This window comes from Bacillus sp. UNC41MFS5, assembly GCF_000686805.1.
Genome location: NZ_KK366017.1, coordinates 1,430,921 through 1,453,375, shown reverse-complemented (window position 1 = coordinate 1,453,375; position 22,455 = coordinate 1,430,921). Strand labels below are relative to the sequence as shown.

At 38.6% G+C, this 22,455-nt stretch carries 22 protein-coding genes; 7 read left to right on the top strand and 15 right to left on the bottom strand.

Annotated elements, in window-relative coordinates:
- Genes mdcA through BR30_RS0123395 form a run of 3 tightly spaced genes read right to left on the bottom strand, consistent with a single transcriptional unit; the run spans position 1 to position 3,218 of the window.
- Positions 1 to 1,647: a malonate decarboxylase subunit alpha gene (mdcA, locus tag BR30_RS0123405; protein ID WP_026567120.1), complete on the bottom strand. Its 1,647-nt coding sequence runs from the start codon at positions 1,645 to 1,647 to the stop codon at positions 1 to 3.
- Positions 1,644 to 2,564, bottom strand: a complete 921-nt coding sequence (locus BR30_RS0123400) for an ACP S-malonyltransferase (RefSeq protein WP_231507778.1) — start codon at positions 2,562 to 2,564, stop codon at positions 1,644 to 1,646. Before BR30_RS0123400 ends, mdcA begins: the two co-directional genes overlap by 4 nt.
- A gap of 6 nt (positions 2,565 to 2,570) precedes the next feature.
- Positions 2,571 to 3,218: a GntR family transcriptional regulator gene (locus BR30_RS0123395; RefSeq protein WP_026567118.1), complete on the bottom strand. Its 648-nt coding sequence runs from the start codon at positions 3,216 to 3,218 to the stop codon at positions 2,571 to 2,573.
- Between the two features lie 304 nt (positions 3,219 to 3,522).
- Between BR30_RS0123395 and madL the strand changes: the two genes are divergently transcribed.
- Together madL and madM are read left to right on the top strand one after the other, a co-directional pair.
- Positions 3,523 to 3,939 carry a malonate transporter subunit MadL gene (gene madL, locus BR30_RS0123390; protein ID WP_026567117.1) on the top strand — a complete coding sequence of 139 codons (417 nt, stop codon included), beginning with the start codon at positions 3,523 to 3,525 and terminating at the stop codon, positions 3,937 to 3,939.
- 14 nt (positions 3,940 to 3,953) lie between these two features.
- Positions 3,954 to 4,718, top strand: a complete 765-nt coding sequence (gene madM, locus BR30_RS0123385; RefSeq protein ID WP_026567116.1) for a malonate transporter subunit MadM — start codon at positions 3,954 to 3,956, stop codon at positions 4,716 to 4,718.
- A 108-nt stretch (positions 4,719 to 4,826) separates the two neighbouring features.
- On the opposite strand, the gene BR30_RS36915 is transcribed toward madM, so the two are convergent.
- Together BR30_RS36915 and BR30_RS34380 are read right to left on the bottom strand one after the other, a co-directional pair.
- A complete protein-coding gene (locus BR30_RS36915) occupies positions 4,827 to 4,964 on the bottom strand; it encodes a hypothetical protein (protein ID WP_155928781.1) in 138 nt (45 codons plus the stop codon).
- Between the two features lie 281 nt (positions 4,965 to 5,245).
- On the bottom strand, positions 5,246 to 5,560 hold the full coding sequence (locus BR30_RS34380; protein WP_051633740.1) for a DUF192 domain-containing protein: 315 nt from the start codon (positions 5,558 to 5,560) through the stop codon (positions 5,246 to 5,248).
- A 794-nt stretch (positions 5,561 to 6,354) separates the two neighbouring features.
- Between BR30_RS34380 and BR30_RS36170 the strand changes: the two genes are divergently transcribed.
- The 3 genes from BR30_RS36170 to BR30_RS0123360 all read left to right on the top strand — a co-directional run bounded on the left by BR30_RS36170 (position 6,355) and on the right by BR30_RS0123360 (position 10,690).
- Positions 6,355 to 6,684, top strand: a complete 330-nt coding sequence (locus tag BR30_RS36170; protein WP_231507777.1) for a helix-turn-helix domain-containing protein — start codon at positions 6,355 to 6,357, stop codon at positions 6,682 to 6,684.
- Between the two features lie 237 nt (positions 6,685 to 6,921).
- Complete coding sequence (gene ppsA, locus BR30_RS0123365) at positions 6,922 to 9,522, top strand: phosphoenolpyruvate synthase (protein WP_026567114.1); 2,601 nt, start codon at positions 6,922 to 6,924, stop codon at positions 9,520 to 9,522.
- A 295-nt stretch (positions 9,523 to 9,817) separates the two neighbouring features.
- Positions 9,818 to 10,690 carry a DMT family transporter gene (locus BR30_RS0123360; protein ID WP_026567113.1) on the top strand — a complete coding sequence of 291 codons (873 nt, stop codon included), beginning with the start codon at positions 9,818 to 9,820 and terminating at the stop codon, positions 10,688 to 10,690.
- Positions 10,691 to 10,874: 184 nt separating this feature from the next.
- Here BR30_RS0123360 and BR30_RS36910 read toward each other — a convergent pair whose 3' ends face one another.
- Both BR30_RS36910 and BR30_RS34375 read right to left on the bottom strand, forming a co-directional pair.
- Entirely contained in the window at positions 10,875 to 11,030 is a 156-nt protein-coding gene (locus BR30_RS36910) for a hypothetical protein (RefSeq protein WP_155928779.1), read from the bottom strand.
- A 332-nt stretch (positions 11,031 to 11,362) separates the two neighbouring features.
- The gene (locus BR30_RS34375; RefSeq protein WP_051633739.1) at positions 11,363 to 12,094 is read right to left on the bottom strand and encodes a spermidine synthase; all 732 of its coding nucleotides are present in this window, start codon (positions 12,092 to 12,094) and stop codon (positions 11,363 to 11,365) included.
- 209 nt (positions 12,095 to 12,303) lie between these two features.
- Here BR30_RS34375 and BR30_RS0123345 point away from each other — a divergent pair, with 209 nt between their 5' ends.
- Complete coding sequence (locus BR30_RS0123345; RefSeq protein WP_026567112.1) at positions 12,304 to 12,537, top strand: hypothetical protein; 234 nt, start codon at positions 12,304 to 12,306, stop codon at positions 12,535 to 12,537.
- 422 nt (positions 12,538 to 12,959) lie between these two features.
- On the opposite strand, the gene BR30_RS0123340 is transcribed toward BR30_RS0123345, so the two are convergent.
- The 6 genes from BR30_RS0123340 to BR30_RS0123305 all read right to left on the bottom strand — a co-directional run bounded on the left by BR30_RS0123340 (position 12,960) and on the right by BR30_RS0123305 (position 18,315).
- Positions 12,960 to 13,358, bottom strand: coding sequence for a hypothetical protein (locus BR30_RS0123340; protein ID WP_026567111.1), 399 nt, complete (start codon positions 13,356 to 13,358; stop codon positions 12,960 to 12,962).
- A gap of 546 nt (positions 13,359 to 13,904) precedes the next feature.
- Positions 13,905 to 14,084 (bottom strand): hypothetical protein, encoded by a 180-nt coding sequence (locus BR30_RS0123335; protein WP_026567110.1) that lies wholly within the window; start codon positions 14,082 to 14,084, stop codon positions 13,905 to 13,907.
- Between the two features lie 753 nt (positions 14,085 to 14,837).
- The gene (locus tag BR30_RS0123325) at positions 14,838 to 15,374 is read right to left on the bottom strand and encodes a sugar O-acetyltransferase (protein WP_026567109.1); all 537 of its coding nucleotides are present in this window, start codon (positions 15,372 to 15,374) and stop codon (positions 14,838 to 14,840) included.
- Between the two features lie 2 nt (positions 15,375 to 15,376).
- On the bottom strand, positions 15,377 to 16,324 hold the full coding sequence (locus tag BR30_RS0123320) for a bifunctional helix-turn-helix transcriptional regulator/GNAT family N-acetyltransferase (protein WP_026567108.1): 948 nt from the start codon (positions 16,322 to 16,324) through the stop codon (positions 15,377 to 15,379).
- A gap of 528 nt (positions 16,325 to 16,852) precedes the next feature.
- On the bottom strand, positions 16,853 to 17,374 hold the full coding sequence (locus BR30_RS0123315; protein ID WP_026567107.1) for a cupin domain-containing protein: 522 nt from the start codon (positions 17,372 to 17,374) through the stop codon (positions 16,853 to 16,855).
- A gap of 473 nt (positions 17,375 to 17,847) precedes the next feature.
- A complete protein-coding gene (locus BR30_RS0123305; protein ID WP_026567106.1) occupies positions 17,848 to 18,315 on the bottom strand; it encodes an SRPBCC family protein in 468 nt (155 codons plus the stop codon).
- Positions 18,316 to 18,600: 285 nt separating this feature from the next.
- On the opposite strand from BR30_RS0123305, the gene BR30_RS0123300 reads away from it, so the two are divergent.
- A complete protein-coding gene (locus BR30_RS0123300; protein ID WP_026567105.1) occupies positions 18,601 to 19,212 on the top strand; it encodes a cell wall hydrolase in 612 nt (203 codons plus the stop codon).
- 88 nt (positions 19,213 to 19,300) lie between these two features.
- On the opposite strand, the gene BR30_RS0123295 is transcribed toward BR30_RS0123300, so the two are convergent.
- Entirely contained in the window at positions 19,301 to 20,878 is a 1,578-nt protein-coding gene (locus tag BR30_RS0123295) for a phytoene desaturase family protein (protein ID WP_026567104.1), read from the bottom strand.
- Positions 20,879 to 21,198: 320 nt separating this feature from the next.
- Entirely contained in the window at positions 21,199 to 22,449 is a 1,251-nt protein-coding gene (locus tag BR30_RS0123290; protein WP_026567103.1) for a pyridoxal-phosphate-dependent aminotransferase family protein, read from the bottom strand.
- Between the last annotated feature and the right edge of the window lie 6 nt (positions 22,450 to 22,455).

Sequence of the window (22,455 nt, the reverse complement as noted above, 5' to 3'; positions counted from 1 at the left end):
TTAAGACCAGCTCCTGAATTTGGACGTAGGTTCATACAAACCATCTGACCATTTCACTAAGTCACTAATGGATTGTGCTGCAAGCAGTGAACGTTTTGCTTGTACCCTTGAAATACCAAGATCCTCCGGATAAGCGACAATCCCTTTTTCACGTAATTTCTTTACTTCTTTTTCATTACTTTCCATTCCAAAAGGTGTAACCCCTGCAATGGCTGCCAGTGCTTTTTTCCGCTCGTCAATGCCTTCTGCTTTATAAAGATAAGAAATCCCCTCTTCTGTTACAACATGTGTCACATCATCCCCGTAAATCATAACAGGTGCGATGGCAAGTCCAGCTTCATTACGAACTTTAATAGCATCTAATTTTTCTACAAATACTGGCTTTTTATTTGAACCAAATGTTTCAACCATTTGAACAACTAATTTTTTGCCTTTTGAAAGTTCATGCGGATTTTCAATCATATCCAGCCAAGCTGCTGTTGAATGCCTGCGTCCTCGCGGATCATGACCCATGTTTGGTGCCCCGCCAAAACCTGAGAGACGGCCGGCTGTAACCGTTGAAGAGTTTCCTTCCCGATCCATTTGAAGTGTGGAGCCAATAAACATATCAACAGCGAATTGTCCTGCGACTTGGGAAATAGCCCGGTTGGAACGCATGGAACCATCTTTTCCTACAAAAAATATATCCGGACGGGCCGCAATATATTTTTCCATTCCTACTTCACCGCCAAAGCTATGAATACTTTCTATCCATCCACATTCAATGGCCGGGATCAACGTGGGATGAGGATTTAAGGTCCAGTGCTTCGCGATTTTCCCTTTTAAACCAAGCTGTTCACCGTATGTAGGTAATAAAAGTTCAATGGCAGCGGTGTTAAATCCAATTCCATGATTGAGTGACTGTACTTGATGCTTTCCATAGATTCCTTTAATGGACATCATTCCCATCAGGATCTGTAATTCCGTAATATTTTGGGGATCACGAGTAAAAAGTGCCTCTAGCACATACGGTTTGTCTGCTTTCACCACAACATCTACCCATGAAGCCGGAATATCCACTCGAGGCAGTTCATCCACGATTTCATTCACCTGAACAATCACGATTCCGTCTTTAAATGCAGCCGCCTCAACAATGGTTGGTGTTTCTTCTGTATTGTTCCCTGTAAATAAGTTCCCATCTTTATCTGCTTTGTCTGCAGCAACCAGTGCGACATCTGGAATTAAATCAACAAATAGACGGCCAAATAATTCTAGGTAAGTATGAATATCTCCTAATTTCAAGGTGCCATCTTCCACCATTTGTGCAACCCGTAAACTTTGTGAACCACAATAGGAAAAATCAATCCGTTCAGCAATTCCTCTTTCAAAAATATCCAAATGTTCAGGTCTAGAAATACTTGACATAATCATATGCAGTTCATTTACTTTGGATGGATTCACCTCTAATAGTTTTTGAGATAAAAAGGAAGCCTGTTTTTGGTTATCCCCTTCTAAAACTACCTTTGAACCCGGCTCGATAAGCGCTTCCATTACTTCTACAATGCGTGAGGTGTCGATGAATTTTCCATCCAGCAGGCTGTTTATTCTTTCTAATTTTTCTAATTTCCGATCACGTTTCTGTGTCCATGAGCGTGTTATTTTTTTCATTCATCTTGCTCCTTCCATTTTTTTATTAGATATTGCGTCGCTTCCAAGCCAACCTCATCTACAACGATTTGACGAGTGGTTTTATGGGCCTGCTTAACAAGATTGGAGAGAACATGACCTGGCGGCATTTCAATAAAACAATCTGCTCCAGATTCCACACACACTTCTGTCATGTCATTCCAGCGAACAGGATAAGCAACATTTAGTGCCAGATCTTCCGAAATTTTATTCTTATCTCTTAACATTCTCCCCGTACGATTGGCCAGGTAAGGAATATTGGCATCATTTATGGGTACTTTTCTGATTAAATCCAGCAGTTCTTCTGAAAGTTCAGCCATCAAAGGGGAATGAGAAGGGATAGGTACTTGCAATATTGTTGTTTTCCGAGCTCCAAATTGTTGTGCAAACTGAAAGGTTTTTTCAATCCCCTGCCAAGAACCTGATACAGCAATTTGCTGTTCAGCATTAATATTAGAAAGATGAACAGGGAATTGTACATTAAAAGCAAGGTCAACCGCTTTTTTAACTTCCCTTTCAGTCAGACCGCAAATAGCACCCATTCCATAACCTTCGGGATATGCTTCATCCATTCGTTTTGCTCGATGCCATACTATTTTGAGGGCATCTTCAAATGTAAGTACACCTGATATGACAGCAGCTGCAAAAGCCCCAATGGAGTGGCCGGCAACAAATTGAGGATAGACATTTTTCTCGATTAATCGCTCGGCCACCGCTACACCTTTTAAAAAAAGCGCCAGTTGAATCCAGAGAGTAGAGTGAAATGCCTTTTCATCATCTAGTATAGATACGCCGATGATCCTTTCCGCCTTCTGAACATAATGTGGCACATCCTGAAGCATTCCCGGTATTTGTGCTCCTTGGCCGGGAAATGTAAAAACAATTTTCAAATCCCCCACCACCTTTTATTGAGCTAACTTTCTTTGAATACTTGAGATAACATCTTGGTTATGAGAGTTTAAAAGATTAGCGGCTTCTGCTATATTGCCCTTTGTTAAAAGGTCAATTAACATTTCGTGTTCGTTTACTGATTTTTCAATGTTTCCTTGACTTGCGAACGAAAGACTCTGGATCCTAAGCAGAGGCCAACCCAAGCGGGAATACATCGTTTTAATGGTTTCACTTTTACTCATTTCCACCAGTTTCATATGAAAGGAGTGATTTAATTGGGTATACTGATGAACATCAGTAATATCCTTCATTTCTTTTAAAATAGCAGCCATTTTTTGAAGGCATTCCTGATCGATCCCGTTTCGCTGAATCCGTTCGATGGCCATCGTTTCAAGCATATTGCGTATTTCAAGAAGGTCATAAATTTCATTCTCCGTGTAGTCCTTTACAACCGCTCCTTTCCGCGGGATTCTTTCCACAAGTCCTTCAATTGACAGTAAATAAATTGCCTCCCTTACTGGAGCGCGGCTTGTTCCATACTCCTCTGCATAAATATGTTCGACCAGCTTATCCCCCGGCCCTAACTCTCCCTTTATGATTTGCTCGGTTATATGTTCGGCGATATGATTGGATAGCGCATTTTGAGCAAATTTAGATTTCATGATCCATTCTCCTTTACTGAGTAAATTTGGTCGACTGTCGATTTCTAATCATTATAACTCGGTATTTTTTATTATTCAATATTTTTAGAAAATTACAAAAAATAAATTGACACTTTGTTTCCACTCATTTTATTATGGATTCTAGGAATACAGTCGACTGTAGATTTCTATTTTGCAAACGCTTCCCCAACTCATAGGCATTCAATCTCTCATCTTAGTCTAGACCGACATCTGGTTTTTTTCCTCCGCATTACAGATTTTGTCCCATCTGTCTAACACAAAAAAATCGAAAAGGAGATGTTTTATGGTCATTTATGGTGTTGCGTTATTATCCTTTGCCTATTTAGTAGGCCAAATCTTGGGAGATCTGTTAGGAAAGCTAATTGGGGTTAAGGCGAACGTAGGTGGTGTAGGGATCTCCATTTTTATGCTACTCCTGCTTATTGAATACTTAACTAAGAATGGGAAGTTAAATATCAAGTCACAGGAGGGCTTGAAATTCTGGGGAGCTATGTATATTCCAATTGTTGTCGCCATGGCTGCACAGCAAAACGTAATTGCAGCGGTAAAAGGTGGGCCATTAGCCTTGCTTGCTGGGGTTATTACGGTGATTATTATGTTTTTACTTATTCCGCTTTTAGATAAAGTAGGAAAAAAGGAAGATAGTAATGATTTAGAAGAAGGTCTAATGGAACCTAATTTGAAGTTAAAAGCAAAATAATAGGGGGGAAATAAATGCTTGAAGTGTTTTTTAATTCATTGATGAATAACGGTCTTATTACTGCATTTGCGGTTATTGGAATTACGATGTACATTTCCCATTTTATTTCGAGCAGGTTTACCAGAGGCAGAGTGCATGGTTCCGCTATTGCTATTATAATTGGGTTAGTCCTTGCCTATTTCGGCGGGCTAAGTACCGGCGGCGAAAAAGGTCTTGCTGATATTTCATTATTCTCAGGGATAGGCTTAATGGGTGGAGGCATGCTCCGTGATTTTGCCATTGTTGCCACTGTTTTTGGAGCAAGGTTTGAGGAAATAAAAAAAGTCGGTTTAATTGGCCTGATTTCTCTCTTGGTCGGTACTGTCGTTCCTTTCATTGTCGGGGTTACCGTAGCTTTAGCCTTCGGTTACAAGGATCCAGTCAGCTTAACCACCATTGGAGCAGGTGCCATTACTTATATTGTTGGACCTGTTACAGGTGCAGCGATTGGTGCAAATTCTACGGTAATGGCCCTTAGTATTGCAGCAGGAGTGATTAAATCCATTACCGTGATGCTTACGACACCGTATATGGCAAAGTTTGTGGGTCTAACCAATCCCAGAACCGCTATTATTTTTGGCGGAGCCATGGGAACTGCCAGCGGTGTTGCCGGCGGACTAGCTGCAACAAATCCTAAATTGGTGCCTTATGGTGCTATGGGAGCGACGTTTCACACAGGTATAGGATGTCTGTTATGTCCATCCGTGTTGTTCTTGGCTACTAAGTTCATATTTGGATAACCTCTCTTCATTAAAATAAAAGCAGAGTATGGGAAAATTCCCCATACTCTTTTATTATTGTTTACCACGACAGTTCAGACTTGTGGCAAACCTACAATTCTTATGTGCTTAAAACGGCTCAATGGCTTTCTCGTTTTTACCAGTTTGAGGCTGATTTTTAATTCTTCTTTCTTCAACTTCCTTGGGAATTTCTTTAAGGTGTTTATTTACTTCTTCTACTTGATTCGTATTTCTCATTTCATTCATTTTCAAAACCCTCAATTCATTAAAATATTTTGATAACTATAGTATGTAGCAGTAACGAAGATTTTATGTCCGCTTAGTACGTTGTCTTTATATGGCATAGTTATTTCAGCAAAAACATCGATAATGATTATTATGAAGAATGTATCTTCAAATCTTTTTCATTTCAAATGAAAATTCAGTGACGTAGCGAGGATCATTTCCTCTAAGGGGAAAACTGAAGAAAGTCGAATATCTTTTAAAAAATCACCCCACCTCTAAGAACTCATAGAGGTGAGGTGATTTTAATCAAGTTTTACAAAATCTCCTACTTTGATTTGATTCTTTTCAAACCATCCAAGATTTACTTCGATTGCATAATGATAAAAAAGTTCCGGATCATAAGTAGGACATTCATCCTCTTTACAAGGGACCAAATCTAATATTTTTAGAATTTTCCCATCTGAATCAAGAAATGCAATAGATAAAGGAATTAAGGTGTTTTTCATCCAAAAACCGCCATATGTTTTTCTTGAAAACACAAATAGCATCCCCTCGTTTTTGGGTAATTTTCCAACAAACATTAATCCCTTATCTCTTTTTTCTTGAGTATCTGCCACTTGAACGGTTAATTTAGTTGTCCTTTCTCCATTAGATACTTTAATTATTTTTGTTTGAAGACTTGCTTCTTTTTCTTGACGAAGAAGAAAACCGATTCATTTAAATCGATTTTTCAACCTATTCACCCTCCTTGTCTTTTCCCTTTATAATTAATAGGAAGAAAGTTGGAGATAAAACGAAAAAAGAAGAAAAAAACAACGAGGTAAACTCCTTTACACTTCCTATACTTATTTAATGGTTATACATTTAATACTTTATTTTCATTAATCACATCTACAATTTATAAAAAGATTAAGGCAGCTTTATTCAACTAAGCTGCTTTCGTTAGTGCAATAAAAAAAGCCACCAAGTCTGGCAGCTGCATTCAATTTAGAATGTTTTTTATTTTTCTTGTTCAACTCCCTCAGTTTGATACGTATATCTCTCGAATGCTCACTTATTCGCAGGATTTCATAACCCTTGTATTTGGAGTTACAGATAAATGAAATGAGTTCAGATCATTTTGGCTTCGTGAAGGCATAGTTAAATAAAGGAGTCAGCTACCACTCCATATTTTACCATATAATGTACATCTCCACGCCGCCCCTGGAGGCTTTCCCTCCCATGTCTCAACGGGTCAAATTGCCCTCTCATTCCTTCGTCATGCCTATCCAAGGGGTAGAGGCCAGTTATGCTAACCTGATGGGTCACAGTGCCGCAATCCACTTCGTCTTCTTTCACAGGCTACGTCTCTTTGCGCCTGTATAGGAGACCATATCCAAAAAGTTTCTGGGCATCTTAACGATGATCAGTCATGGATGGCTGTTGGGAAATGACTGGATTCATCCATCATCACTATGACCATAAGATAACACTTGATGATATTGCAGCCGCGGGTTCTATATGTAGGAGCAGATGTTGTGAGTTGTTCAGTAATCATATTGGTCAAACACCCAACACCTATTTGGTACGATACCGTATTCAAAAGAGCTGTGAGATGCTGCTGGAGACAAATAGATCGATCAGTGAAATAGCGATGGTGTGTGGTTTTCAAAGTGCGAGCTATTTTTCATATGTTTTTCGTAAGGAAACGGGTTTGACACCTCAGGATTATCGAAAGAAAGCTGCCTTGACTTTAAATTAAGTATGAAAAAAAGATAGTTTGATAATAAATCTTATTGAAGGTTAAGGGTATATGAGAGGCATTCGAGAGGATAAACAGGGGCACCAGTTAACTATATGTTAAGGACTTGCTATTTTTTTTATAATTGAACTCTTCCTACTTTAATTATAACAGATAAAAAATGGTCAATATAGACTTTTTATTCTCAGTTACTACTGCTAAAATCAATAGCACATTGATGGTTAGGAGAGATGTAGAATGAGTTCTTTGGTTCTCGGTTTTCAGGAAATGGAAAAAACAGAGCTTTTGCTCGTTGGCGGAAAAGGGTTAAATTTAGGTGAATTATCAAAAATTCAAGAAATACAAGTACCTGAAGGATTTTGTGTTACAACAGTGGGATATCAGAAAGCCATCGAACAAAACGAAGCGTTTCAAGCATTGTTGGATCAACTAACAATGCTAACCGTAGAGGATCGAGATCAAATTGGTGAAATCAGCAGGAAGATTCGACAAATCCTTATGGAAGTAGAAATTCCTTCCGATGTTGTCAAAGCCGTTGCTCACAATCTCTCCCAGTATGGCGATGAACATGCTTATGCCGTCCGTTCAAGTGCGACTGCTGAAGATTTACCACATTCCTCTTTTGCCGGTCAACATGACACCTATTTAAATATCATTGGAAAAGAAGCCATCTTTCTGCATATCAGAAAATGCTGGGCTTCCCTATTTACGGATCGTGCCGTGATTTACCGTATGCAAAACGGATTTGACCACAGTCAAATATATTTATCCGTTATCATTCAAAAGATGGTTTTCCCACAGGCCTCTGGGATTTTATTTACCGCTGATCCACTAACCTCTAGCCGAAAGTTACTATCCATCGATGCCAGTTTTGGACTTGGTGAAGCACTGGTCTCCGGCTTGGTGTCTGCCGATTGTTATAAAGTACAGGATCGGGAAATTGTCGAAAAGAGGATAGCATCAAAAAAATTGGCTATCTATGGACGGAAAGAAGGCGGAACAGAGACACACGAGATCGATTTTGATCAGCAACAGACGCAAACACTTACTGACCAACAAATTTTAAAACTAGCACGCATTGGAAGACAGATCGAAGCTTATTTTGGTTGCCCACAAGATATCGAATGGTGTTTGGTTGATGATACCTTTTTTATCGTCCAAAGTCGTCCCATCACTACTTTATTCCCCTTCCCTGAATCGAATGATCAAGAAAATCACGTCTATGTATCTGTTGGTCATCAACAAATGATGACCGATTCTATGAAACCATTGGGATTGTCATTTTTCCTGTTAACGACTCCTGCACCGATGCGTAAAGCTGGCGGCAGGCTGTTTGTTGATGTCACACCTCATCTGGCTTCACCAGTTAGTAGAGAAATGTTATTAAATGCCATGGAACAACACGATCCGCTCATGAAAGACGCACTTATGACCGTAGTAGAACGAGGAGATTTTATAAAATCGGTACCAAATGATGAAATATCACCAAGACCCAGCAGAAACAATACAGATATGCTTGCAGAAATCGAAAACGATCCGGCAATCGTTATTGAATTGATCAAGAGTACTCAAACGTCGATAGAAGAGTTAAAACAAAACATCCAAACGAAATCAGGATTGGATTTATTTCATTTTATTCTAGATGATATCCAGGAATTAAAGAAGATTTTATTTAACCCACAGAGTTCGCGTGTATTTATGGCAGCTATGAATGCTTCAACATGGGTCAATGAAAAAATGAACGAGTGGTTAGGTGAAAAAAACGCAGCAGACACACTTTCTCAATCTGTGCCAAACAATATTACTTCAGAAATGGGTCTAGCGCTATTGGATGTCGCCGATGTGATTCGTCCTTATCCGGAAGTAATTGATTATTTACATCATGTAAAAGATGAAAACTTTTTGGATGAACTGGATAAGTTTGAAGGAGGAAGAGAAACCCGAGACGCTTTCAATACTTTTCTCAACAAATATGGAATGAGATGTGCCGGTGAAATTGATATTACAAGAACACGTTGGAGCGAAAAACCAATTATACTTGTCCCTATGATTCTGGGTAACATCAAAAACTTTGAGCCTAATGCCAGCAATCGTAAATTCGAGCATGGACTACAGGAAGCTTTGAAAAAAGAACAAGAGATTTTACATCGATTGAAGAAATTACCGGATGGTGAACAAAAAGCCAAGGAAACAAAACGCATGATCGACCTTATCCGGAATTACATCGGTTACCGAGAATATCCAAAATACGGCATGATTAATCGCTACTTCATTTATAAGCAGGCTTTACTTAAAGAAGCCGAACAACTCGCACTGGCGGATGTTATTCATGAAAAAGAAGATATATACTATCTCACTTTTGAAGAACTTCACGAAGTCGTACACACAAATAAATTGGATTACCAGATCATTAACAAACGAAAAGACGAGTACAAATTATATGAAAGACTGACTCCCCCACGTGTGATCACGTCTGATGGTGAAACACTCTCAGGTGAGTACAAACGAGAAAATCTCCCAGCCGAAGCGATTGTAGGTCTGCCGGTTTCTTCCGGAGTGATAGAAGGAAGAGCACGCGTCATCCTAAAAATGGAAGATGCAAATCTAGAAGATGGAGATATCTTAGTTACAGCCTTTACTGACCCTAGCTGGACACCATTGTTTGTATCCATAAAAGGTCTCGTCACCGAAGTTGGCGGCCTAATGACCCATGGCGCCGTTATCGCACGTGAATATGGATTACCAGCAGTTGTCGGAGTGGAGAATGCGACCAAACTGATAAAAGACGGCCAACGAATTCGTGTGCATGGAACAGAAGGATATATCGAAATATTGTAAATACTGAATACGTCTAGGTTTAATTAGTAGTACCGCTCCTGTGGTTACCGAAGTCTATTCCAATAAAACGTTAGATTCCGATAATCGTTAATGAATGACACAGGCTGAATAATGTTGCTATAATAAAAAAAGAAAATTGTAGTAGATTGGACTAGAGGTGAATCTAAATGTATAGGACTCCATTATTTGAAAATGATGTACCAGTAGCACGCTTCTGCTCTTAATGGAGTGAAGGTGACTACTTCTCTCCGTTAGGGGCTTTCATGACCTAAACAAAAGACGGAGGGTACAATAAATGAAAAACACCTTATTAGGTTCTTTATATTTAATTTTTGCTTCAAGTATTTGGGGCGGCATGTATGTTGTTGTTAAAGTTGTAGTAGCGGTCATACCCCCACTGGAACTTGTATGGTTGCGATATTTAGTGGCTATTGTCGCACTTCTTATAATCGGCTTGATAACAAGGCAAAAATGGCGAATCGAAAAACGATATATCTTAATAATCATAGCCATTGGAATCATTGGTAATGCCATTTCAATTGTGGCTCAGGAAACTGGTACTATGCTTTCCACAGCACAGATGGGAGCCATTATCACTTCTTCAACACCTGCATTTATGGTTATTTTTGCTCGCTTACTCCTTAATGAACGGTTGACATTAAAAAAGGGTATCTCCGTTAGTTTAGCGACAATCGGAGTGCTTCTCATCGTTGGAATTGGTGACGTGAACATGTCCGATACACTTGGAGGGATAGCACTAATAATTGCAGCTTTAACATGGGCACTCATGTCTGTACTCGTAAAGCGGTTGCCAAGCGATTATTCACAAATTGTGGTAACCACCTACTCCATCTTGGTAGCCCTAATCGTGTTGACACCTTTTGTTTTGCCACGGTTACACGCAATTAATATCTCTCAATTGACTCACCCAACTATTTGGGGAGGAGTCTTGTATTTGGGCATTATCTCAACGGCATGTGGATTTCTACTTTGGAATCGTGGATTACAAATGCTTAACGCCTCAAGCGGGGGGATATTTTTCTTCTTTCAACCCGTGGTTGGAGCATTGCTTGGCTGGCTTATATTAGGAGAGAACATAGATGTGATGTTTTGGATAGGCTCAATCCTAATTCTCATAGGTGTTTTATTCGTTATCAAAGAAAAATAATAGTATTTAAAAACCCCCCTCAATTTTATCTGAAGGGGTTCATGTGTAACAGCACTGTGTTAAATCATCTAAGATATAGCTATAAATCTATTAATGAGTGTAAAAAAAGAAAGAAAGATAGATCACTCTGCCTTTCTTTCTTCCCTTTCTTTACATTCCACTTCTTAACGCATTCCAACGACCTTTATTTTTTATCATTTTCCTCTTTTTCACTATTTATATTGGTTGAATTGCTTTTTCCTTGACTTTTATACTTCGTATCATTTTGTAGGTATTTTTTATAGGTTTGATTTTGGCTTGCATTGGTTTTATTTTGCTTGCCATTACAACCACATCCCATAAAGTTCACCTCCTTCATATTAATTTAAAACACCACTGGTGTTGGTCGGTTATAACATTAGAGTTGTTCGAATATTTTTTGGCTGACCGATAGAGGTCGACAAAAAAGCTTGTACAATTGTTGGAAAAAATACACCAGACAAAAGTGAGATTTTCTTCACATTATATTAAATGCAAAAGGACGATTTTTTGATAAGGACAAATTATTAAGGAATCATTTTATTTTTTAATCCCCTTAAAACCTCTCCAAAATAGGCTAAACAGCTTAGTTCATTTGTTTAAGGAAACCTAAATCCGTTTAAAGTATCAAACTAATCCATTAGTATACTTCTCCTAATCACTAAGTACTTCTCCGCCAATAACTTGTATAGGACTCGCCTCAAGCGGTGAATAGTCTTCCAGAACTTGTTGGCTTGCAACAAAAAAAATATTTTGTAAAATTCTTCTCTGTGGCTGAGGAGCAAACACCTTCACATAAGGATAAACGCTGGAAATTGTCGCAAACAATTTTGGCAATATTTCATCACCCTTGACCCTTCCAATATAATTGACAAATAGGATTCCATCTTTGGTCAATTTTTGACTCGTTAGAAAGAAAAATTCTTGGGTGGTTAGGTGAACTGGGATATTATTTTCATTGTAGGCATCTAAGAAAATGATATCCTGAGATTTGTCCACCTGTTTTTTCAATAGCTCACGTCCGTCTCCAATATCGATTTTATTGCCCAAATAACCAAAATACTTTTTGGATAATTCGACTACTAATGGATCAATCTCTGCAGTTACCAAATTTCTACTTGAATAATATGAACTTATTACACCAATTCCATGTCCGATTATGAAACCTGCTTTGAAATCAGGTGCGTAGTGATCAATAAGATCCACTACAGTACGGGAGTACGACAGCACCAAACGGGATGGATTCTCCAAATCGATCACTCCCTGAACAATATCTTCAGTAAATTTAAGTAAGCGAAAACTGCCGTGCATCCCGCCAAACCTGCTTCTATCTAGAACCGTAATGTTTTGGAAAGGGCTTGATCCCTTATAAACTATTTGATTCATCTATGACACTCCTTGATTAATTGGATGATGTACTATATAGAGTATTCATAGGGTTTTTTATTTGTATAAACAAGTAACATGAGAGTACGTGTTGTTCAAAAAAAGGTTTGAAGAATTATTATATTAATAAAATAATGAAAACATCTATACCAAGTGGACAAGCTTTTTCATACAAATATATTAACTTCATAAAGAAAGGAGTTGATTATATGGGTCAACCTCAACAATGTGAAAGTTGTTGTGCAGATACAGACATTCTTTGTGTGAGTATTCCTGGAGGAGTTCATATTGTCTTGTTAGGAATTCACATCGACCTTGAAGATTTGTGCCTTCGAATTTCCAATCCTGGTTCTGGCACTCTAACAGCCGCACAACAAGCTAATGTTGAGCAAGTTGCAGGTGCTGTTGGTAACTTGTTAGGAAATCTTTTACCACGTGCATAATTAATTAAGTAGAGAAGGAAGGGGGTCCCCCCTTCCTTCTTTTTATGTACACTCAGTTAAACAAGTCAATAGGCTAGAGATTCTAAAGGGGCAGTGTTGCAAAAGCAAGGGTAGCTATCTAATAGGGAATCATTAAGGAAGAATGAGGAGAACGCTTGAAACAGAAATGCTAATCAAATTTGAGGCTAATCCAATCGAAAGATCCTTAAAGATGAACCCTGCAAAGCCAAAACTTGAACAGAGCCTTCACTGTCATCACCTCACTATATAAAGTCCTAGGAAATACTGATTATCCCTAGGACTTCGATGTCTCCTTTTAAGTTTAGAGAATCACTGACTACATTATGGCACGGACGGTGGTACAGGAAAACGGAGTTTTTATCACCCCTTCCTATCTAATTATGAGAAGGGCATTCTTCCCTCTAAGAATTTTCCATGAAACATAACTGAATCAACCAATTGTTTAAACATTTTTCAATAAATGGGAGTACTTCATCAGCAGGCAGTTCATTCGTGGATATTTTAAGACAACGAAAGTCAAATTTAATCGTGATTCCGTTAAAAACTATGGTAATAGGTGAGTAAGTAGAGAGGGAAAAGATCTCCTTAGTTTCATTAATGATTAATTTTTCAGTGATGGGCATATCCTGCTCCAAGAAGTCTGAAGGAGTATCAGTGGGTAAATTAGGATCAGTTTTGGCTATTTGACCGATCTCTTCTGTTTTGGGAGAAATTGTCGATCTACGGTGTTTATGTTTTTTAGGTTTTCTACTTTTTTCGCTTACTGGTTTTTCCTTATGTCGCTTCTTTTTTTCTTTCATTGTAATTTGTAAACCTCCCTCCATGCTATCGTGTCTTTTCATGTCCAACTTTCATTTTTAATTCAAATTCATGGTTCACCCCATTTCGTAAGTTTGAGAATTATAAATATTATTCAGATATAGAACCTTCTTGTATAAATATGTAGATGTACTCGCTGGGAATTGGACGGCTGTCCAGTGAAATCACCCAATTATAGATAACATTTTCTTATAAAAATAAAGTTCTTCTGTAGATTCCCGTAATAGTACGGCGTTTGTTTTCACAAAGCAAACTAATACAATAATGCCATAAAAGCAGACATAGCCATGGCCCTAAAATTAATTCAGACGCTTTTCCTTGTTACAGGATAGCGCCCGATGGTGTCTTTTCAAAGAAAGGCCCACGTCAAAGAATAAGTAAATTAAATCATCCCCATATTTCTACCGTAGTCTAAAAGTTACTCAAATGGGTCTCCTTCTAACTCTAAAACTTTACAAAAAGCAGGCTCTGCTCAAAACCCTTGTTCTATTAACTTTAATAGAATTAACTAGTTAAACCGTTCACCATTATTTCAATAAAATAAAATCTTTATGAAGCTCCCTTTCATTAATTGATATCCTAATTGCTAAGTCTTTCGTTCGTAAAACAAAATCTTTGACACCGATAAATTCAGATTCAGCAATCAAATAAAATTGTGTTCCCTTTTTCATACCTTTAAAATCATTCTTTAGCTTATATATTTTCATGATCTTTCCTAGTTACTCCCCTAGATTTTTAAATAATCTGTCATATACAATGAATTAATCCTTATATGAGTATACTAGAAATGCTGTATTGGCTCTTCATTTAGAATCATAACTTATTCCAGATAAAATACAAGGTTCGTGTGTGCTTTATTAAAACTAATATCGTGAAGAGGTAACTCATCTGCATCTGCCAATATATGTAGCAATTTACGTCTTGTTAGGTCAGCGAAGGCTACATAAACATCACGCTCTTGATTTTTATCATTCAAAATCACTCACCCTTTAAATTGGTGTCCAGTCAATTTATTTTTGACAGTACCACATTAGGTTTATTCCCCTATCATTAGTGCTAGATACGTCCCTTGCTCCCCTGTTCCTGCGGCAGTTGAAGTTTTAAACCTGCTAACAATTAGAACATAATCTGAAAGCAACAATCTTTTAGAAAAACTATTTTCTAATAAATTGTTGCTTCTTTGATTTGCTCATAAAAGCCCAATATTCGCTCATAGAAACCAAATATTCGCTCATAAAGCTCTAATATTCGCTCATAGAGGGGTTTTTGAAGTGTAATTTTACACAAGATTTCATTTAATTAAAAAGCTCCATTATTTGAGATATATTGCACTAGGTAGTACATCAAGGAAAAGTTAAGACAAGGCCGCTCCAAGCAAAAATCCATTACTTAACCTAAGAAAACCTGAGACAGAAAAAAGTCTCAGGTTCTTGTAGTTCCTATCGTTTGTTAGTATTACATTAAATATTTTTTATTATCTTTGCAGGATTTCCCGCCACTATTGAATTAGTGGATACATCTTTCGTAACAACAGAACCAGCAGCAATTATTGAATTATCTCCAATTTTGATTCCCGGTAAGATAACACAACTTCCGCCAATCCAGACATCATTTCCTATCTTTATTGGAATCGCATAACCACTCTTGTTCCGATCTTTTGATTCGATTGAATGACCTGCCGTGTATAGTCCAACATTAGGACCAATCATGCAGTTATCACCAATCGTTACTTTTGCCATATCTAATATCGTACAGTTATATCCAGCATAGAAATTCTCTCCAACGTGAATGTTGTATCCCAAGTCACAATGGAAATTATGTTCAATACTTGGATTTACTCCTACACTTCCAAACAATTCCTTAATAATTTCCTCTTTTCTTGTTGAATCTTCGATTGGACAATTGTTATATTCTCGAACAAGTTTATGAGCACGGATATTTTTCATTCTTAGTTCATCCGTACCTCGTTCGTAATATACCTTCTCTTTACCTTCCATCCCTACTCCCCTTTCTTTTCAGTTACTTCATCGGAAAGTTCTAGGTCCCATCGCTCTTCTACTAATTTCGATCCAGTCCATTCATCATTTTGTTTTTCTTCTGTTATTATAAAGTTATATTTTTGATATAGATATCTTGCAGTCTCTAAAATACTTACCGTCCATAGGAAAACATGTTTGTATCCCTGTTTTTTACAGAAATCGATAGCAGTGTCCATCAGTTTCTTACCTATACCCATACCATGATAATTTTCATCCATAATAAACCATCTTAATTGGGCAACATGATCATTGAATTTAGTAATCGCAATTGAACCCGCCATTTTACCATCTAATTCAGCAATCCACAGCTCTCCTCCATCCGTATTGATCATAAATTCAGTTAAACCCTTCATCACGTAATATTCAAACACTGGTCCAAACTGATAAGTATTTTCGTACAACGTTCCATGAAGGTGCGCTACGAAACCAACATCTCCTGGTTGAAAAGTTCGGATGGATACTTCTGATTGAGAAGGATGTTCTTTAGTGAAGATGGATTCTATGGTTTCCATGGATCTGATTAGCTTGGTCAAATCACGATTAGATATTTCTTGGATCATTTTTCCAACTTCGTGATTCGCATTTTCAACTAAGTCATTAAAAATTTCTTTACCAGAGTCAGTGAGATAAAGTAAGTATTGGCGTTTATCGTCTGATGCTTGCTTTTTAAAAATAATGTTATCATCCTCAAATTTTTGAACGATTCTGCTCATTTGTCCACGGTCTATTCCAAGATTTTCTCTAACTTCCGTTGCCGTACAACCATTGCTAAAATTGATTTCAGTTATTACACGTGCTTCTGTTAAAGGAAAAGGTTTATTATAGATTTCTTGGTCAATTTTACCTAAGACATTTGCATAATACCTATTAAATTTCCGAATTTTTTCTACATATTGATTCTTTTCCATCTATTTCCTCCTTAATATTCAGAATATTTAACAATAACAATAGCATACGGGATTTAGTTGATTTAGTCAACTAAATGTCATATATCACCAAGAACGGTTCAACTATGCATCATAAAGAAACTACTTTTGAACAATATAGCCTTTTTCAATTATAAATAAAAACAGCCTGAGTCTTTTTTGACATCAGGCAACTAAGATGGGCTTTTTACAATAAATTTACACCTTATCAACTTATTTTTAATAAAACTCTTCTATAATAATGGTAACAAGGATGATTTTGAAAGGAGTGGGTTGCATGCTCGAGTTCATGATTAGAATTGTAATTTTGATTCCCATTTGTATCTTAATGTAGTGTCGATGTTCTTTCTTTACTCTTATCTTCCCCTATCAAGTACAGGTATATTTTAAATACGTAACATTCACTTGCTCACCCCTACTAATATTCTTCACTATTCTCTCCACTCGACTTAGTCATTCCAGAAGTTAAACATTTTCAAAATCACACCATTCAATTCTCCAATTTCAAACTTACTCTGGAAGCTGCCGGTAAGCTAATTTCATAATAATATCCTCATGATTCGGATATTTTTGGATGAGTTCGTTTTGTGTAAATAATTCAAAGTCTCGAAATTCGAATCCTGGAGAAACCATACATCCTACAAAGGAGAATGTATCCTCTTCCATCACAGACGATCCAAAGATTGAATTCTTCTTCACTAGGATTTGAGGTACTTCTCCTTTTTCCAAATTCAATCCTAATTTCAATTCCTGGTATTCGCCATTTTCATCGATCACATGGATCGTCAACGGACTGCCCGCGTGAAAATACCATAATTCGTCAGACTTGAGCCGGTGAAAATGGGAAACATCATCTGAAGTTAATAGAAAGTAGATACTTGTATATAACTTGCGCTGCCCCTCAAACATCACGGATAATTCCTTATCTGTGATTTGTTCATCCGACTCGAACGTCCTTTTGTAAAACCCTCCTTCTGGATGTGGCGAAAGTCCTAGCTTGGTCACCCAGTTATGTACTTCATTTATATGCACGACGGTAATCACTCCTTTTCCCTAATTTGCACCAATTCGAATGAAATAATTAACACACGATCTCCACTTCGAATCTAGTATCTAGAGGATTTGCGAAAGAAACGCATAAAAAAAGCCCTAGAAGGACTCTTAAATACAAAGGATATTATTGATATTAATGAATTCAAAATCCTTCCAATCCTTCAAACTCATTATCTTCTCCATAATAATCTGTATCATTTTCTCTATTATTAAACCAACTATTTTTGAACCAATTAATAATCTTCGAGAACATATTAACCACTCCTAATGGATCATAGTAGATTTCAAAAAATGATTTAATCTTTGTACTACTTCATAATAATGGTCCAATGTAAAAGAAGTATTAATTTGCTATAAATTATTGGTTAATCTTTTATTACACTTACTTTATGTTTCTCATGTTTCTCTTTAGTCAATTTCAAAATAAAAAGGCAAGTGACTACCTTTCTAGGTCACCTGCTCCTTCGTTTCAAATAATAAAGAGTTCGTTTTATTTCTTTTTCTACTTTTTGAAAAAATGTTTCCATATTCTTGTTAGCCCCGCTCTCTAAAAAGCGCTGACCTGCTAAGACAATTGCCCCGGTTACCTGTGCCTCAGCTTTACAGTGCAGTTTAGCCATCCCCTCGAAGTCTTTTATATACAGATCGGCTTTACCTGCGATTTCACCGATATTACCTTTACCTTTCACATGAAGCCGGTATAAGGAAGCGGACTTCTTTTCCTCGAGCCGAATCTCAAGAGTAAAGAGATCTTGAATCGGACCCATCTTGATCTCCAATTCCGCTTGGTATACACCCTTTGATGTTTCAATAAAAGACTTACATCCAGGGATGGAGTTCCTTAGAACTTTTTCATCCTTTATATACTTCCATACAATATTCCTTGGCAATCCGAATGTATACTCGTACTCAATTTTCAAAGTTTCCCCTCCTATGACCATAGGCTAAAAAGCTCCATCCATGTTATATAAAATTTCAATCATTTATTTATATTCAACGAAAGTCCGGATTGTTAAAAAATAATCTCAAAAACACAAATAAAAAACGACATCGAAAAATTCGATGTCGTTGTTTTTGTTTTTAGAAGCAAGCTCTCATTTCTATGTAACTAAACTGTAAAACTAAACTCTCTTAAATGTAATACTAATCTATTATTACATTCATAGTAATAGATTTATCGATAACTAACTAGGAGGACTAGAAAAATGAAAAATCTTACCATGGTATTTCTATTACTCGCGTCACTTTTATTTGCTTCCCCTGCTTTTGCTTTTCCGATTAAACAAGGAGACACGCTGTCTAATAGTTTAAAAGTACATAAAATAAATCAAAAAGAGATGGCAGCGATCACTCCACACAAAGATGACCTTGATCTACTTTCTATTCGTGTGAAAGCTGCTACTACAAAACATCATACTACTAATGAATCCCCCAAAAAAGATTCCATCAAAATACGTCTTTCAAACAATGAAATAGACCTGCTCGCTAGGTTAGTTCGGGCGGAGGCACAGACGGAACCTTACGAAGGAAAGATTGCGGTGGCTTGTGTGGTACTTAATAGAGTTGAAAGCAAAAAATTTCCGGACACCATAAAAGAAGTCATTTATGCCCCTGGTCAATTTCAACCTGTTAGTAATGGTGAAATCAACAAACCAGCTGATAAGGAATCTATTAAAGCTGTTAAAGCAGCATTATTTGAACAACGCCAACTGGCACCAGGAGCATTATTTTTCTATAATCCCGCTATCGCAACCAGTCGTTGGCTCGATTCAAGAAAAACAACATTGGTTATTGGACAACATGTCTTTAAAAAATAGAAGGAAACATCTTTATTCCTTTTTTTATAAAAAAGAGCCCTAATTCCAACGGAACATAGGGCTTCTTAAACGATTTTTTCATAAAAATTTATTGCGAGAGTAGCTTCTGGGCAACAATATACCCCGATCCGCCGTTCACTCCGTGTCCTGGCCAGGTTGCGGCACCGAGCATATATACATTGGGAATAGCTGTTTGATGACCCGGTTGACCAGGTAGTGGTCTAAGGAGATAGCTTTGCGCCAAATCGTGTGCGCCGCCGTACGGATCCCCCGGTCCTGAGTTCGGGTTAAATCTAGCAATCGTGTCTGGTGTCACAACATATTTTCCAATTACTGCACTTGGTATATTTGGAATATGCTTACTCATCACATTTAGCACACGTTCAGTAAACCGCTCAGTTAAATCAAGTGTCCACGAACCATCTCCTACATCGATTTGGTTTGCAGCATCCCCGCGTGGTCGAATAGGCACTTCCAGCACTTGAACACGCATAATCGCTTTTCCTTCCGGTGCACGCGTCGGATCGAGGTTCGTAGAACAATCGACCGTAAAGGTAGGATTCGATGGGAGCAGATTAGCTGCTCCTTGGGCAATTGCTAGAGTAAATCCATCCAATCCGTCTGTTAGATGCGGTTGCCCCACACGGTTAAATTGTTTATCTGCCCACTTTGGCGGCTCACTTAGTGCTAAATGAATTTGCAAACATCCGCGGCCATATCGGAACTGTTTCGCTTGTGCACGAAGCGGCGGGGATATCTCGGTATCGGCCAAGAGCGAGAGATAGAGTTGGTCAGGTGTGGTTGAGGCCACGACTGCCTGCTTCGCCCGATATTTTTTCCCCTTTGCGGTTCTAACGCCAATCGCTCGACCATTCTCCACTAAAATCCGCTCTACATGAGTGTGTGTTAGAATCTCGCCGCCATGATCCTTTATCAGCTGTGATAATGCTTGAATTAATTTCTCACTGCCGCCTTCTGGTATAGGCATCCCGCCGCCTATCAGTGCCATCACTGTCAGTGGCACCCAAATTCCGCTGCCGACTTCATCTGGTGTCCGGCCAAGGTGTGTAACCCAGGAGGCCAGCATCGCCCGCGTCACCGGTGACTTTAAAGAACTTACAGTATTACGGGCGGTTGAAACTAGTGAGGCAGCGAATGGTGAATAGCCCGCTCCGTCACCTTCGTGAAGCAAGCGCTGCAGGATCGGTGCAGCTTCAGGGCTAGAGAGATCCATATTGAATAAACCAAATACATCGTTGACATATGGATTTAACTGTTCAAACATACCAGCTAGAGCAGCACCGTCACCAGGTGCCAGTCGTTCCGCCTCGACCATAAGTCCCTCAAACGAGTTAGGCAGGACAGCCGTACGTCCATCTTCCATCGAAACACCAGTCGGCAGGTTCGTATTTAAATAACGAAGTCCACGTGCTTCTAGTTCCTCTTTTAGTTCCGCGTAAGCTGGTCCGGTGGTAAAAAGAGGATGTGCAGCCGCAAATGCATCATGTTTAAAACCTGGCAGCGTCAGCTCTTCGGTGCGTAGAAATCCGCCCGGACGATCATTTTTTTCTAACACTAGTACACTGCGTCCCGCGCGCGTTAAATAGGCAGCAGTAATTAAAGCGTTATGGCCGCTGCCAATAATAATGACATCATAATTTTCCATCTTATCTCTCCTTCTATATGTTCAAGCCATACATACGAAAAAAGATATGCTGGTGTCTGGATACTAAGTACTAAATCTAGTACATTTTTAAAAATTTAATTATCATTAACTACTATGTTTATTAGGAAACCTAGCAATAAGAAGAGTTGCATTCGAAATATACGAGAATGTACCACCCGTTCATGCTGTTGGGGTATAACTGTATTTACCCAAATGCAAAATATATTGCTCTCTGGAAATGAAGGATCCACTAAAAAGAAAAAAAGGCACCGCTCCCCATAACAACAAGGAGCGGCACCTCAAAAATCAGCTATTCTTCTCTACTTCAACACTAACATACGATTCTCCACTGCATATACATCAAGCGCAGCCTGTAATGCTTGTCCATGATTTACCTTTACTCCGTGACGAATCAATACCGCTTCTAATCCACCAAGAACAGACAACACATTTTCCTTTCGGCAGCTATATCCCATCGTTCCAATTCTCCAGATTTTTCCTTGGAGCGGTCCAAAGGAGGAAGCTATTTCAATACTAAAGGCATCAAGCAGCATTTTTCGGACGGATTCTCCGTCCACCCCGCCTGGAATTTCTACGCAGGTGACACAAGGCAGTTTATGCTCGGCATCGCCAAATAGCTGCAATCCCATTGCCTCAAGCCCTGCAACTAACGCGGTTTCGTGATACTTATGACGTTCAAATCGCTGTTCAAGTCCTTCCTCTAACACTAATCGAAGCCCCTCATACAAAGCGTAAATCATCGAAGTGGCCTCGGTATGATGATTGAGTCTTCTGGGACCCCAATAATCTAGGAGCATGCTTAAATCAAAATAATTGCTGGCGATTGGATGGCTGCTGCGGGAATAACGCAGATCCTCCTCAGTCGCAATCCCGCGTTCGACCTTTTTACGGGAAGTTAAAATGCTTTCAATTCGTTCATTAAAAGTAATTGGTGCCATCCCTGATGGAACGGATAAGCATTTTTGCGTCCCGCCTATTAAACCGTCAATACACCATTCATCGGTTTTAACATCAACACCACCGATAGAAGCGACGGCATCCACCACAAGCAATACGTCATGCTCACGGCATGCTAGACCAATTTCTTTCAGCGGCTGCATTCTACCAGTAGATGTCTCGCCATGAACAATCGCCAAAATTTTGGGCCTAACCCGCTCCATTTCATCAATTACCGTTTGCGGATCAAATACTTTACCCCATGGACACTCCATCGTATACACTTCTGCACCATATCTTTCACAGATCTCCACTAATAAATGTCCGAATCTCCCGAAAATCGGTACAAGCACCCGGTCTCCTGGTTCGATGATGCTGCAAAGGATGGCTTCATTTCCGGAACGGGATGTGCCATCGATGGGAAATGCCCAGCGATTTTTCGTTTGGAAAACTTGGCGAAGCATTTCCATGACTTGGTTCATAATATTTGTAAAAGCAGGATCAAATTGACCTAAGATTGGTGTGCTCATCGCACGCAATACTCTAGGGTCAACTTCCACCGGCCCTGGGGTCATAATCGTTCTCATTGGGGTGTGCAACTCAGAAAAAGCCATTTCTAA

Excerpts from the sequence above, each read along its gene's own strand:
- mdcA (WP_026567120.1), bottom strand. The coding sequence starts at position 1,647 with ATGAAAAAAATAACACGCTCATGGACACAGAAACGTGATCGGAAATTA.
- BR30_RS0123395 (WP_026567118.1), bottom strand. The coding sequence starts at position 3,218 with ATGAAATCTAAATTTGCTCAAAATGCGCTATCCAATCATATCGCCGAA.
- madL (WP_026567117.1), top strand. The coding sequence starts at position 3,523 with ATGGTCATTTATGGTGTTGCGTTATTATCCTTTGCCTATTTAGTAGGC.
- madM (WP_026567116.1), top strand. The coding sequence starts at position 3,954 with ATGCTTGAAGTGTTTTTTAATTCATTGATGAATAACGGTCTTATTACT.
- BR30_RS36915 (WP_155928781.1), bottom strand. The coding sequence starts at position 4,964 with ATGAATGAAATGAGAAATACGAATCAAGTAGAAGAAGTAAATAAACAC.
- BR30_RS36170 (WP_231507777.1), top strand. The coding sequence starts at position 6,355 with ATGGATGGCTGTTGGGAAATGACTGGATTCATCCATCATCACTATGAC.
- ppsA (WP_026567114.1), top strand. The coding sequence starts at position 6,922 with ATGAGTTCTTTGGTTCTCGGTTTTCAGGAAATGGAAAAAACAGAGCTT.
- BR30_RS0123360 (WP_026567113.1), top strand. The coding sequence starts at position 9,818 with ATGAAAAACACCTTATTAGGTTCTTTATATTTAATTTTTGCTTCAAGT.
- BR30_RS36910 (WP_155928779.1), bottom strand. The coding sequence starts at position 11,030 with ATGGGATGTGGTTGTAATGGCAAGCAAAATAAAACCAATGCAAGCCAA.
- BR30_RS34375 (WP_051633739.1), bottom strand. The coding sequence starts at position 12,094 with ATGAATCAAATAGTTTATAAGGGATCAAGCCCTTTCCAAAACATTACG.
- BR30_RS0123345 (WP_026567112.1), top strand. The coding sequence starts at position 12,304 with ATGGGTCAACCTCAACAATGTGAAAGTTGTTGTGCAGATACAGACATT.
- BR30_RS0123340 (WP_026567111.1), bottom strand. The coding sequence starts at position 13,358 with ATGAAAGAAAAAAAGAAGCGACATAAGGAAAAACCAGTAAGCGAAAAA.
- BR30_RS0123335 (WP_026567110.1), bottom strand. The coding sequence starts at position 14,084 with ATGAAAATATATAAGCTAAAGAATGATTTTAAAGGTATGAAAAAGGGA.
- BR30_RS0123325 (WP_026567109.1), bottom strand. The coding sequence starts at position 15,374 with ATGGAAGGTAAAGAGAAGGTATATTACGAACGAGGTACGGATGAACTA.
- BR30_RS0123320 (WP_026567108.1), bottom strand. The coding sequence starts at position 16,324 with ATGGAAAAGAATCAATATGTAGAAAAAATTCGGAAATTTAATAGGTAT.
- BR30_RS0123300 (WP_026567105.1), top strand. The coding sequence starts at position 18,601 with ATGAAAAATCTTACCATGGTATTTCTATTACTCGCGTCACTTTTATTT.
- BR30_RS0123295 (WP_026567104.1), bottom strand. The coding sequence starts at position 20,878 with ATGGAAAATTATGATGTCATTATTATTGGCAGCGGCCATAACGCTTTA.
- BR30_RS0123290 (WP_026567103.1), bottom strand. The coding sequence starts at position 22,449 with ATGGCTTTTTCTGAGTTGCACACCCCAATGAGAACGATTATGACCCCA.